Raw genomic sequence first — 537 nt, 5'->3', positions numbered from 1 at the left:
CCGCCTGGCGGGCGCGGCTGACCACCTGGATCGAGATGATCGAGTCGCCGCCCAATTCGAAGAAGTTGTCGGTCACGCCAATCGGCGCCACCTTCAGCACCTCTTCCCAGATCGCCACCAAACGCTGTTCCAGTGCGTTGCGCGGCGCCACCTGGCGGCTCGGCGCCGTGGCCTGCGGCTGTGGCAGGGCCTTGCGGTCGAGCTTGCCGTTGGGGGTCAGCGGCAGGCGCTCGAGGAACAGCCAGTGGGTCGGCACCATGTAGTCCGGCAGCGCCGCTTGCAGGGCCGCCTTCAGCGCCGTGCGCAGCGCCTCCTGGTCCGCCGTGGCGTCCTGCGCCACGGCGTAGGCCACCAGCTGCTGCACGCCGCCCAGTTCCTGCGCCAGCACCGCCACTTCGCGCAGCGCGCCATGGGCCTGCAGGCGCGCTTCGATTTCGCCCAGCTCGATGCGCAGGCCGCGCACCTTGACCTGGTGGTCGACCCGCCCGGCGTACTCCAGCACGCCATCGGCGCGGTAGCGCGCCAGGTCGCCGGTGC

The 537-nt window shown here is 71.5% G+C and carries 1 protein-coding gene; it reads right to left on the bottom strand.

Annotated elements, in window-relative coordinates:
* On the bottom strand, positions 1-537 hold a 537-nt coding region (locus L6D77_RS27060), incomplete at both ends, for an AMP-binding enzyme (RefSeq protein WP_236170231.1).

Origin of the sequence: Pseudomonas parasichuanensis (assembly GCF_021601385.1) — a bacterium.
GTDB classification, from domain to species: domain Bacteria; phylum Pseudomonadota; class Gammaproteobacteria; order Pseudomonadales; family Pseudomonadaceae; genus Aquipseudomonas; species Aquipseudomonas parasichuanensis.
Note: the sequence above shows the minus strand (reverse complement) of the source record. Positions and strands in the feature narration are given on the sequence as shown.